General features: G+C 62.0%; 13 protein-coding genes and 1 rRNA gene. 9 read left to right on the forward strand and 5 right to left on the reverse strand.

Features of this window, described 5'->3' with window-relative positions:
* Together GJ695_RS21860 and GJ695_RS21865 are read right to left on the reverse strand one after the other, a co-directional pair.
* Positions 1-106, reverse strand: a 16S ribosomal RNA gene (locus GJ695_RS21860); the annotation flags it as partial.
* Positions 107-423: 317 nt separating this feature from the next.
* Positions 424-1200 carry an enoyl-CoA hydratase gene (locus tag GJ695_RS21865; RefSeq protein ID WP_154368489.1) on the reverse strand — a complete coding sequence of 259 codons (777 nt, stop codon included), beginning with the start codon at positions 1198-1200 and terminating at the stop codon, positions 424-426.
* Between the two features lie 69 nt (positions 1201-1269).
* On the opposite strand from GJ695_RS21865, the gene GJ695_RS21870 reads away from it, so the two are divergent.
* Both GJ695_RS21870 and GJ695_RS21875 read left to right on the forward strand, forming a co-directional pair.
* Positions 1270-2562 (forward strand): MFS transporter, encoded by a 1293-nt coding sequence (locus GJ695_RS21870; protein WP_154368491.1) that lies wholly within the window; start codon positions 1270-1272, stop codon positions 2560-2562.
* 63 nt (positions 2563-2625) lie between these two features.
* Positions 2626-3063: a universal stress protein gene (locus tag GJ695_RS21875; protein WP_154368493.1), complete on the forward strand. Its 438-nt coding sequence runs from the start codon at positions 2626-2628 to the stop codon at positions 3061-3063.
* Here GJ695_RS21875 and mltA read toward each other — a convergent pair.
* Positions 3060-4280 carry a murein transglycosylase A gene (gene mltA / locus GJ695_RS21880; protein WP_154368495.1) on the reverse strand — a complete coding sequence of 407 codons (1221 nt, stop codon included), beginning with the start codon at positions 4278-4280 and terminating at the stop codon, positions 3060-3062. The genes GJ695_RS21875 and mltA overlap by 4 nt on opposite strands.
* 95 nt (positions 4281-4375) lie before the next feature.
* The gene (gene apaG / locus GJ695_RS21885) at positions 4376-4750 is read right to left on the reverse strand and encodes a Co2+/Mg2+ efflux facilitator ApaG/CorD (RefSeq protein WP_154368497.1); all 375 of its coding nucleotides are present in this window, start codon (positions 4748-4750) and stop codon (positions 4376-4378) included.
* Positions 4751-4920: 170 nt separating this feature from the next.
* Between apaG and rpe the strand changes: the two genes are divergently transcribed.
* The 7 genes from rpe (at position 4921) to trpC (ending at position 11048) form a co-directional block, all read left to right on the forward strand.
* Positions 4921-5586 carry a ribulose-phosphate 3-epimerase gene (rpe, locus tag GJ695_RS21890; protein ID WP_154360153.1) on the forward strand — a complete coding sequence of 222 codons (666 nt, stop codon included), beginning with the start codon at positions 4921-4923 and terminating at the stop codon, positions 5584-5586.
* Positions 5587-5590: 4 nt separating this feature from the next.
* Positions 5591-6274, forward strand: a complete 684-nt coding sequence (locus tag GJ695_RS21895) for a phosphoglycolate phosphatase (protein WP_154368499.1) — start codon at positions 5591-5593, stop codon at positions 6272-6274.
* Positions 6275-6487: 213 nt separating this feature from the next.
* Complete coding sequence (gene trpE, locus GJ695_RS21900; protein WP_154368501.1) at positions 6488-7984, forward strand: anthranilate synthase component I; 1497 nt, start codon at positions 6488-6490, stop codon at positions 7982-7984.
* Between the two features lies 1 nt (position 7985).
* On the forward strand, positions 7986-8549 hold the full coding sequence (locus GJ695_RS21905) for an anthranilate synthase component II (RefSeq protein WP_110846629.1): 564 nt from the start codon (positions 7986-7988) through the stop codon (positions 8547-8549).
* A gap of 17 nt (positions 8550-8566) precedes the next feature.
* Entirely contained in the window at positions 8567-9604 is a 1038-nt protein-coding gene (gene trpD, locus GJ695_RS21910) for an anthranilate phosphoribosyltransferase (RefSeq protein ID WP_154368503.1), read from the forward strand.
* Between the two features lie 2 nt (positions 9605-9606).
* Positions 9607-10245, forward strand: a complete 639-nt coding sequence (locus GJ695_RS21915; protein WP_154368505.1) for a LysE family translocator — start codon at positions 9607-9609, stop codon at positions 10243-10245.
* 2 nt (positions 10246-10247) lie between these two features.
* Positions 10248-11048 carry an indole-3-glycerol phosphate synthase TrpC gene (gene trpC, locus GJ695_RS21920; protein WP_154368507.1) on the forward strand — a complete coding sequence of 267 codons (801 nt, stop codon included), beginning with the start codon at positions 10248-10250 and terminating at the stop codon, positions 11046-11048.
* Here the strand turns inward: trpC and GJ695_RS21925 are convergent.
* Entirely contained in the window at positions 11045-12211 is a 1167-nt protein-coding gene (locus GJ695_RS21925; RefSeq protein ID WP_229260604.1) for a GGDEF domain-containing protein, read from the reverse strand. The genes trpC and GJ695_RS21925 overlap by 4 nt on opposite strands.
* Between the last annotated feature and the right edge of the window lie 23 nt (positions 12212-12234).

Here is a 12234-nt window from a genome sequence, read left to right on the forward strand (position 1 = left end):
CCGTTCGCCACTCGCCACCAGAGCAAGCTCCGTGCTGCCGTTCGACTTGCATGTGTAAGGCATGCCGCCAGCGTTCAATCTGAGCCAGGATCAAACTCTTTAGTTTAATCTCTGTTTAATGACCTCTGCAGGCCATTGGTTCGCTCACTCAAAACACTAACAGTATTACTCTTAGTACTTCTTGTGGAGCATTTAATGCTTTTAGTTTCGCGGCACCGAAGTACCGCGTGCACTTGCATCAAACGCCCACATTTATCGACTGTAAATTTTTAAAGATCTTGTTCGGTATTGCTAGCTGAAGAAGCGTTTTGTTCATCAGCGAAGAGGCAAGATTATGAAGCGTTTCAACCATCTCGTCAAGCTCTTCTTTTCCCCGCTTCACTCTGCATTTGCATGCGTTGTTCTGCGAGGGACAGAATCATATCAAAGACCCTCGAAGTTTGGCAAGCGCTTTTCCAGGAAAGCTTTCATGCCTTCTTTTTGGGCAGGCGTACCGAACGAGGCCTGGAACAAACGGCGCTCATAAGTAACGCCTTCCGACAAGGTGGTTTCGAAGGCGCGGTTGACCGCATCCTTGATCTGCATCGACACCGAGAGCGGCATGGCGGCGATCTGCCTGGCAACGGTCAGCACTTCCTCGATCAGCTTGTCCGCCTGGATCACGCGCGACACCAGGCCGATGCGCTCGGCTTCCGCCGCATCGATGGTGCGCGCGGTCAGCAGCATGTCCATGGCCTTGGCCTTGCCGATGGCGCGTGGCAGGCGCTGGGTGCCGCCGGCGCCCGGCGTGACGCCGACCTTGATTTCCGGCTGGCCGAACTTGGCGTTGTCGGCCGCGATCAGGAAGTCGCACATCATGGCCAGCTCGCAGCCGCCGCCCAGCGCGTAGCCGGCCACGGCGCCCACCACCGGCTTGCGGATGCGCAGGATGTGCTCCCAATTGCGGCCGATATAGTTGTCGCGGTAGGTATCGGGGAAGGTGTAGTCCACCATGGCGGCGATATCGGCGCCGGCGGCAAAGGCTTTCTCGCTGCCGGTCAGCACGATGCAGCCGATGGCCGGGTCAGCGTCGAACTTATATAAGGCCTCGCCCAGTTCGTTCATCATGTTGTCGTTCAGCGCATTCAGCGCCTTCGGACGATTCAGACGGATCAGGGCTACTTTGTCGTGCACTTCTACGATCAGGTCTTCATACGGCATGTGTTCCTCCAAGTGGAATATTTACCAGCTGATTGTAGCGCCTATCCTCGCCGCTGGTATTATTGAAAATTGGCAACCCGCACTAAAGAGCTTCCTATTTTTAACGCCTTTCGCAACGACGAGCTGCTGCGCAACGTCGCCTTCCGCCGCTACTGGTCCAGCGCCATCCTGAACGGCTTCGGCAGCTACATCAGCGCCCTGGCCTTGCCGCTGTGCGCGGTGCTGCTGCTCAAGGCCTCGCCGGTGCAGATGGGCATGATGACCGCAGCCTCGGGCCTGCCCTATGCGCTGCTGGCCCTGCCGGCCGGCGTGTTCCTCGACCGCAACCGCAAGCTGCCGATCCTGTTGGCCAGCAAGGCCATCCAGGCGGCGTCGCTGGCCAGCATTCCGCTGGCGTGGTGGCTGGGCGTGCTGACGGTGCACTGGATGTATGTGGTGTCCTTCATTTCCGGCGTCTGCGGCGTGGTGGGCGGCGGCGCCGAGCAGGTGTTCCTGACCAACCTGATCGGCCGCGACAAGCTGACCGACGCCCAATCCAAGTTCACCGCCACCGATTCCGCCGCGCGGCTGCTGGCGCCGGGCTTCGCCGGCGTGCTGATCCAGTGGCTGAGCGCACCGTATGCGGTGCTGCTGAACGCCATCGGCTTTCTGGTCTCGATCGCCCTGCTGCGCAAGCTGGACGCCAACGATCCCAAGCCGCCGCCGTCCCACAAGCACCCCTTGCGCGATATCCATGACGGCCTGCTGTTCATCTGGAACCAGCCGCTGCTGCGGACACTGGCCTGGGCCTCCGGCTGCTGGCACATGCTGTTTTACGGCTTTGCCGCGCTACACGTGATTTTCGCCACCCGCGAACTGGGCATGAGCGCCGGCATGCTGGGCGTGGCGCAGATGATCGGCGGCGTCGGCGTGCTGGCCAGCTCCCTGCTGCTCAAGCCCTTGTCGCGGCGCTTCGGTCCGACAGGCGCGATGTTGATCGGCATGGGCCTGTGCGCGTTTGCGTACACCGTCACGCCGCTGATTCCGGCCAATCTGTTCGGCCGGCCGATGGCCAGCGCGCTGGCCTGCGCCACCATGTCCTTGTTCCTCGATTGCGGCGTGATGCTGTTCCTGATGCCTTACACCACCATGCGCCAGAAGGTGACGCCGGATGCCTACCTGGGCCGCATCGTCTCCACCATGCGCTTCCTGACGGTGGCGGCGGCGCCGCTGGGCGCGCTGGCGGCCGGCTACCTGGCCGAGCATTTCAGCGTGCGTACCGGACTGGCGTGCGTGGCGGCGGGCGGCATCGCGCTGGCGCTGTTCCTGTCGCTGTCGCCGGCCATGCGTCATGCGGACGTGACGGCGCCGGCGGCGTCATAACGTGCGACGAAAAAGCCGCCAAGACATTAGGCTGACTCCAGTGTTCATCCAACGGAGTGCGTCATGTTCAAAACGATTTTGCTGCCTACCGACGGTTCCGACCTGTCGGACAAAGCCACCGCCACCGCGATGGAATTCGCCCGCCTGCACCAGTCGCGCATCATCGCACTGACGGTGATCCAGCCGATGCTGCTGCCGGCCATGGGCGACGGCGGCGCCGTGCTCGAAGCCGGCCAGTACGAAACGCAGATGCAGGACGCCGCGCGCGACCACATCAACAAGGTGGCGGCGGCCGCCAGCGCGGCCGGCATTCCATTCGAGGGATTCATTGCGATGTCGGCCAGCGCCTCCGATGAAATCGTCGAGGCGGCCAAGAAGCACGGCTGCGACCTGATCATGATGGCGTCGCACGGCCGCACCGGCTTGAGCAAACTGCTGCTGGGCAGCGAAACGCAAAGCGTGCTGTCGCACACCTCGCTGCCCGTGCTGGTCCTGCGTTAAAACTTTTTAGGCAACAGCACCCAGATGGCGCCGCGCTGCTTCATGCGGCCGGCGTTTTCCGCCGCCTCGGCGCCGAAGCCGAAGAAATAGTCGACGCGGATGGCGCCGCGAATCGCGCCGCCGGTATCCTGCGCCATCACCAGCCGCTGCAGCGGAATGTCGCTGTTAGGCTGGGTGGTGGACAGGAACATCGGCGCGCCCTGCGGCAGCTGGGTGGCGTCAATGGCGACCGAACGCTGAGGCGTCAGCGGCACACCGAGCGAACCTTTCGGCCCCACCTTCGGGTCCGGCAGGCGTTCCTCCTTGAAGAACACATAGCTCGGATTCACATTGAACAGCTCCTGCATGCGGGTGGGATGGCCGGCGATCCAGGCCTTGATGCCCTGCGCCGACGCCTGCTCCAGCGTCAATTCGTTTTTCTCCACCAGGTATTTGCCAATCGATTTGTACGGATGGCCGTTCTGGTCCGCATACGCCACGCGCACGGTTTCGCCGGTGTCGCTCAGTTGCACGCGGCCGGAGCCCTGCACCTGCAGGAAGAACGATTCCACCGGATCGTCCACCCACAACAGTTCCTTGCCGCTGAAGCTGGCCGATTCGATATCGGCGCGGGTCGAATACGGCACCACTTTCTTGCCCACTACCTTGCCGCGCAGGCGCATGCCTTTCAGCTCGGGATAGACGCTGGCCAGGTCGATGGTGACCATATCGTCCGGCACCTTATATAAAGGCGTCTGGTACGGGCCGCCCTTTTTGCGGGCGCCGTGCAGCAGCGGCTCGTAATAGCCGGTGATCAGGCCGTCGGTGGCGCCGTCCGGGGCGATGACCTGGTTCGGCTCCAGGAAAGCCTCGAAAAAGGTGCGGATGGCCTTCTCGTCGTTGGCGTTGACGGTGCGGGCGACGCTGCACGCCTCCTTCCAGATCGGCTGCTTGACCAGCACCGAGCACGACGAGGTGAACGCCGGCCAGGCCGCGCGCAGGTCGTCCTTGTCCCAGCCCGGCAGTTGGGCATAGGTGGCGGGCACCATTTGCAGCGCGGTCGGCTTCGGCGGCTGCGCCGGCGGCGTTGGCTGGACCGGCGGCACCGGCGCCGGCGGCGTCACCACCGGCGGCGGCGTGGCCGGCTTCTCGGGCGGCAGCGGTGTGGAAGTACAGGCGGCAAGCGCAATCGCGACTGCGCCCAGCGAAACGAGTAGACTACGGCGTGGAGATGACATAAAGGATAACTATGTGGGTATTGGGATTAGAAGCAGGCGTGGCCTTCTTCCTGCTGGTCTTCATTGTCTGGTGGACCATGAAGGGCAAGAAGTAATCAGTGCAAGGTGCGCGGCAGGGACAGCACGAACTCGGGGATCTTGGCTTCGAACTGGTGGCCGTCCTCGGCCACGCAGAAGTATTCGCCGACCATGGAGCCTTGCTGGGTTTGCAGCGCGGCGCCGCTGGTGTATTCGAACACCTCGCCCGGCTGCAGCAGCGGCTGGTGGCCGACCACGCCCAGGCCGCGCACTTCTTCCACATGGTTGTTGGCGTCCGTGATGACCCAATGGCGCGAGATCAGCTGCGCCGCCACCGTGCCGGTATTCTTGATCGTGATCGAGTACGTAAACACGAAGTTCGTGCGCTCCGGGTCGGATTGATCCGGCAGGTACTGGGTTCTGACCGATACCGTAAATTCATAAGTCGACATCAACATTCCTCTAAAAAGCAAGCTTGACGATCATATATCGCCAAGCATCCATTGCACCGCAAATCCGCCCCGTATGCAAGGAGGACGCGGCTGAAAACGGGCGCAACCGGCTGGACCAGCGTAAAATAACGCATCTTTTCTAATGCAAGCCCAAGGGCCAGCCCAAAGCCATGACCACTTTCCGCATCGCTCCCAGCATCCTGTCCGCCGATTTCGCCCGCCTGGGTGAAGAAGTCCGCAACGTCGTCGCCGCCGGCGCCGACATGATCCACTTTGACGTAATGGACAACCATTATGTGCCGAACCTGACCATCGGCCCGCTGGTGTGCCAGGCGATCCGTCCGCACGTGGATGTGCCGATCGATGTGCACTTGATGGTCAAGCCGGTGGACCGCATCATTCCCGACTTCGCCAAGGCCGGCGCCAACCTGATCACCTTCCACCCGGAAGCGTCCGAGCACATCGACCGTTCGCTGCAGCTGATCCGCGACCACGGCTGCAAGGCCGGCCTGGTGTTCAACCCGGCCACGCCGCTGAGCTACCTGGAACACGTGATGGACAAGATCGACATGATCCTGATCATGTCGGTCAATCCGGGCTTTGGCGGCCAGTCCTTCATTCCGCACGCGCTGAAGAAGATCGCCGAGGCGCGCCGCCTGATCGACGACTCCGGCCGCGACATCCTGCTGGAAGTGGACGGCGGCATCAAGATCGACAACATCGCCGCTGCCGCGGCGGCCGGCGCCGACACCTTCGTGGCCGGTTCCGCCATCTTCGGCCAGCCGGACTACAAGGCCGTGATCGACGCCATGCGCGCCAACCTGGCAAAGATCTGACACGATGAGCGTCCTGGCAGGCGTGCGCGCCGCAATCATCGACCTTGACGGCACCATGCTGGACACGATTCCCGACTTCCACGTCGCGATCAATGGCATGCGGGCGGAACTGGGCTTGGGCCCGATCACCCAGGAGCGGATCGCCCTGATGGTCGGCAAGGGCTCGGAAAACCTGATCCGCTCGGTGCTGGCGCTCGACTGGGACGCGGCGCGCATCGAGGCCGCGTTTGCCTCCGCGATGGACGCCTACCAGCGCCACTACCTGAGCATCAACGGCAGCTACAGCGCGCTGTATCCGGATGTGCTCGAAGGTCTGGCAGCGCTCAAGGCGCAGGGCCTGCGCCTGGCCTGCGTGACCAACAAGCCGATCGCCTTCACCACGCCCCTGCTGAAACTGAAAGGGCTGGACGGCTTCTTCGAGGTGGTCTACGGCGGCGACTCGCTGCCGCGCAAGAAGCCGGATCCGCTGCCGCTGCAAACCGTGTGCGCCGATTTCGGCCTGCAAGCGGCGCAGGTGGTGGCCATCGGCGACTCCTCGAACGACGCGCAAGCCGCGCGGGCAGCGGGTTGCCCGGTGCTGACGGTGCCATACGGTTACAACCACGGAGAATCTGTACACGACATCGATTCCGATGGTATAGTAAGCACGCTGCTAGAAGCGGCAAGCCTGATCCGTTCGCATAATTAACCGTTAGCTGAACTAAACCTGACCGAAATGTCTCTCACCAAAAAACACACCGTCAACCAAACAGGCTCGATTGAGGCCTGGCTTTGGCGACGCTGGCAATCCTGGCAAAACTAAGCCGAACTGATTGCTGTCGTCCGCATTTTCTTGCGCGACAGGTTTTTTGAAACACACCACCGCCGCATCCCCCTCATTCCGGCGGAATGGAGAGAAGACATGACCGAACTCGAATTCAAATCGTTGGCCACCGACGGCTACAACCGCATCCCCTTGATCGCGGAAGCCTTCGCCGATCTCGAAACCCCGCTGACCCTGTACCTGAAACTGGCGCAAACGCAGAACGCCGGCAAGAACACCTTCCTGCTGGAGTCGGTGGTGGGCGGCGAGCGTTTCGGCCGCTTCTCCTTCATCGGCCTGCCGGCCACCACGCTGCTGCGCACCTTCGGCAACCGCACCGAGATCGTCAGGAACGGCGCGGTGATCGAGACCCACGAAGGCAATCCGCTGGAATTCATCGAGGCCTACCAGAAGCGTTTCAAGGTCGCCATCCGTCCCGGCATGCCGCGCTTCTGCGGCGGCCTGGCCGGCTACTTCGGCTACGACACCGTGCGCCACATCGAGAAGACGCTGGCCCACAGCCAGCAGAAGGATGACCTGGGCCTGCCCGACATCCAGCTGATGGTGACCGAGGAACTGGCCGTCATCGATAACCTGAGCGGCAAGCTGTATCTGATCGTCTACGCCGACACCACGCAGCCGGAATCGTATTCGAAAGCGCGCCAGCGCCTGAAAGACCTGCGCATGATGCTGCGCCGTGGCGTCGAGGCGCCGGTCACCACGGCTTCCGTGCGCACCGAAGCGGTCCGCGAATTCCCGAAAGAGGAGTACCTGAAGGCCGTCGCCAAGGCCCACGAATACGTGCTGGCCGGCGACTTGATGCAGGTGCAGATCGGCCAGCGCATCCGCAAGCCGTATGTCGATTCGCCTCTGAGCCTGTACCGCGCGCTGCGTTCGCTGAACCCGTCGCCGTATATGTACTTCTATAACTTCGGCGACATGCAGATCGTCGGCGCGTCGCCGGAGATCCTGGTCCGCAACGAGACCGCGCCGGACGGCGAGAAAAAAGTCACGCTGCGCCCGATCGCCGGCACCCGCCCGCGCGGTTCGACGCCGGAGCGCGACACCGAACTGGCCAAGGAACTGCTGGCCGATCCAAAAGAGATCGCCGAACACGTGATGCTGATCGACCTGGCGCGCAATGACCTGGGCCGCATTTCGGAAATCGGCAGCGTCAAGGTCACCGACCGCCTGGTCATCGAGAAATACTCGCACGTGCAGCACATCGTCTCCAACGTCGAGGGCAAGCTGAAAGACGGCCTGTCCAACCTGGACGTGCTGCGCGCCACCTTCCCGGCCGGCACGCTGACCGGCGCGCCGAAGGTGCGGGCGATGGAAATCATCGACGAGCTGGAAATCTCCAAGCGCGGCATCTACGGCGGCGCCTGCGGCTACCTGTCGTTCGGCGGCGAGATGGACGTGGCAATCGCGATCCGCACCGGCGTGATCAAGGACGGCAACCTGTACGTGCAGGCCGCGGCCGGCATCGTCGCCGACTCGATCGCCGAGATGGAGTGGCAGGAAACTGAAAACAAGGCGCGCGCCGTGCTGCGCGCCGCCGAGCAAGTGCAAGATGGCCTGGATGGGGAGTTCTAATATGCTGCTGATGATCGACAACTACGACTCCTTCACCTACAACATCGTGCAGTACTTCGGCGAACTGGGTGAAGACGTGCGCGTCTACCGCAACGATGAAATCACGATTGCGGAGATCGAGGCGCTGAATCCGGACCACATCTGCATTTCGCCGGGTCCGAAAGATCCGTCGCAGGCAGGCATTTCGATCGAGGTGCTCAAGCACTTCGCCGGCAAGAAGCCGATCCTGGGCGTGTGCCTTGGCCACCAGGCCATCGGCGAAGCGTTCGGCGGCAAGGTCATTCGCGCCAAGCAGGTCATGCATGGCAAAACTTCTTTAATCGCGCATACGGGTGTGGGCGTCTTCAAGGACCTCCCTTCTCCCTTCACAGTGATCCGGTATCACTCGTTGGCCATCGAGCGCAGCTCGCTGCCGTCCTGCCTGGAAGTGACGGCATGGACCGACGACGGTGAAATCATGGGCGTGCGGCACAAGGAATACGACATCGAGGGTGTGCAGTTCCACCCCGAGTCCATCCTGTCCGAGCACGGCCACCAACTGTTGAAGAACTTCCTCGTCCGCTGATTAAAGAAGGAATCGCCATGCCTATCACCCACCAAGAAGCGCTGGTGCGCTGCATCGAACACCGCGAGATTTTCCACGACGAGATGCTGCACCTGTTCCGCCAGATCATGTCGGGCGAAATGTCGCCGACCATGGTTGCCGCCCTGACCATGGGCCTGCGCGTGAAAAAAGAAACCATCGGCGAAATCGCCGCCGCCGCGCAAGTGATGCGCGAATTCTCCACCAAGGTGCCGATGGCCGACACCACCGGCCTGCTCGACATCGTCGGCACCGGCGGCGACGGCGCGCACACCTTCAATATCTCCACCACCGCGATGTTTGTCGCGGCGGCGGCCGGCGCCCGCGTCGCCAAGCACGGTGGCCGCAGCGTATCGTCGTCGTCCGGCAGCGCCGACGTGATCGAATCGCTGGGCGCCAACATCAACCTGAAGCCGGAGCAGATCGCACAATCGATCGCGCAGACCGGCATCGGCTTCATGTTCGCGCCCAACCACCACGCCGCCATGAAGCACGTGGCGCCGGTGCGCAAGGAGCTGGGCGTGCGTTCCATCTTCAACATCCTGGGACCGCTGACCAACCCGGCCGGCGCGCCGAATATCCTGATGGGCGTGTTCCATGCGGACCTGGTGGGCATCCAGGTGCGCGTGTTGCAGCGCCTCGGCGCGCAGCACGCCATCGTGGTCTATGGCCGCGACAATATGGACGAGGTGTCGCTGGGCGCAGCCACCATGGTCGGTGAACTGGTCAACGGCGAGATCCGCGAGTACGAGATTCATCCGGAAGACTTCGGCCTGCCGATGATCGCCAGCCGCAACCTGAAGGTGGACAATGCAGCCGAGTCGAAGGCGCGCATGATGGAAGCGCTGCGCGGCGAGCCTGGCGCGGCGTTCGATATCGTCTCGCTCAATGCCGGCACCGCGCTGTATGCGGCCGGCGTGGCCGGGTCGATCGAGGATGGCCTGAAGCGCGCGCGGGAAGCCATCACCTGCGGCGCTGCGCTGCGCAAGATCGACCAGTTCGTCGAAGTCACCCAAGTCCTCGGCCGGAATAACTGATCATGTTCGGCATCCACGACCTGACGCTGTTCATCATCTCGGGCCTGCTGCTGAACATCATGCCCGGTCCCGATTCGCTGCTGATCATGACGCGCAGCGCCACCCAGGGCTGGCGCGCCGGTTCGGCCGCCACACTGGGCATCTGCGCCGGCACCATGGTGCACATCCTGGCGGCGGCGCTGGGCCTGTCGGCCGTGCTGTCGACGTCCGCCGCCGCCTTCACGGTGGTGAAATGGATCGGCGCGGCCTACATCGTCTACATGGGCATCGGCATGCTGCGCGCGAAACTGCGCGACGAAGCGCCGCAGCAGCTGCCAGTCGTGCAACCGCTGGCCTGGCGTAAAATATTCTTCCAGGGCTTTCTGACGAATGTGCTGAATCCCAAGGTGGCCTTGTTCTTCCTGGCGTTCGTGCCGCAGTTTATCTCGGCCGATTCCAGCAGCAAGCCACTGGCCTTCATCGTCCTGGGCACCATTTTTAATTTTAACGGCATGCTGTATTGCCACGGCCTGGCGCTGTTCACGGCCTTCGCCAGCACGCGCTTGAAGATCAAGCCGCTGGTATCGCTGTGGCTGAACCGCACCATGGGCGGCCTGTTCCTGGCCCTCGGCGCGCGCCTTGCCCTCTCGGAGCAACACTAATCATGTCTGACATTCTGAACAAAATCCTCGCGGTCAAAGCCGATGAAGTGGCGGCCGCAAAAAAACACCGCAGCTTCGCCAGCCTGCGCGACGACGTCGAATCCAACACCGAACTGCGCGCCGGTCTGCGCGGCTTCGAGGCCAGCCTGCGCGCGAAAATCGCCGCCGGCAAGCCTGGCGTCATCACCGAAATCAAAAAGGCCTCGCCATCGAAGGGCGTGATCCGCGCCGACTTCCGCCCGGCCGACATCGCCGCCAGCTACGAAGCCAATGGCTCCGCGTGCCTGTCGGTGCTGACCGACGAGCAGTTCTTCCAGGGTTCCGTGGCCTATCTGCAGCAGGCCCGCGCCGCCTGTGCGCTGCCGGTGCTGCGCAAGGACTTCATGATCGACATCTACCAGATCTATGAAGCGCGCGCGATGGGCGCCGATGCGATCCTGCTGATCGTCTCCGCGCTGGACCACGGCCTGATGGCGGAAATGGAAGCCGTCGCCCAAGAACTGGGCATGGACGTGCTGGTGGAAACCCACGACGGCGACGAACTGACCGCCGCGCTGAAGCTGAAAACCCGCCTGGTGGGCGTCAACAACCGCAATCTGCGGACGTTTGAGGTATCGCTGGAAAACACGCTCGGCCTGCTGGACCGCATGCCGCCGGAGAAGCTGGTGATCACCGAATCCGGCATCATGGTGCCGGCGGACGTGAAGCGCATGCGCGACGCCAACGTCCACGCCTTCCTGGTCGGCGAAGCCTTCATGCGCGCGCCCGACCCGGGCGCCGAACTGGCCCGCCTGTTCGACTAAGCCCGCACCCGCATCTGGGTGACCGTATCCGGCGCGACTTCGATACGGTCGCGCCCTCTTTCCTTAGCAGAATACAAAGCTTTATCGGCGCGGACCAGAATGCCATCCAGGCTCTCCTCCGCGCTGGCCTGGCACGCCACGCCGATGCTGACCGTGTACGGCGGCACGCCAACGCGCGGCGCGCGCAGCGCCGCCTGGATGCGCTCGGCGATATGCAGCGCCCGGTCCAACTCGGTGGACGGCAGCAGCACGACGAATTCCTCGCCGCCGAAACGGGCCACATGGTCCGATACGCGCAAGGCTTTGCCGATCATTTGCGCCACATCCACCAATACGCAGTCACCAACGGCATGGCCGTGGGCGTCGTTGATTCTTTTAAAATAATCGATGTCGATATTCAGCATCGTCATGAATGTGCTTTCGCGGCGCATCAAGGCATGCTCTTTGGCGTAAATATCGGCGAAGCCGCGACGATTTAATACCTGTGTCAACGGGTCCATGGTCGAACGGCGCTCCAGCGTGATTTGCAGGCGGCGCGTGCACACCGTCATAAAACCGACCGTCATCAACAAAGTCATCAAATGGGAAATCGCCAGATACAGGCTGGCAAATACTCCCGTACCCATCAGATTCACATCTGTGCTGCTGGCCAGCGCCAATATTCCGCGCATCATGACCATAATGGATTCAACGAAAATCAGGCTACCGAAAAACCAGGTGGATGAATGATTATCGCCGTTCTTCCAGATAACGAATAAACCACGCGCATGCAATATAAACACCAGCAGCGAAGCGACAGCCACGCGCGTGGTAAAACTTGGCTTTATCCACATCCAATAACCAAGTCCGAGTATCGTTAATATCCAGACCGAATGAAATAACCGCCATGACGGACGCAGTTGATAAAACCGCTCCGTGCCAATCACCATCAACCCCAATCCCCAGACGATAAACACATTGGAGCACAGGAGCAGGATATTGGAATTGCCATGCACGGCGAAAATGACGACGCCAACCACCATGAGCAGCAGCGCCTGCGCCCAGTCGCGCAAGCCCTGGATCTCCTTGGGGAAGTTCAGATGGGCGGAATACAGCACGACGCTCATGGCGCCGGCCATCAATGTGGCCATCAGAAGTATGGTGGTGGGATCGAGCAATATCATGTGCGGCGATTCTAAACCACATC

This window comes from Duganella alba, assembly GCF_009674495.1.
Classification (GTDB): Bacteria; Pseudomonadota; Gammaproteobacteria; order Burkholderiales; family Burkholderiaceae_D; genus Rugamonas; species Rugamonas alba.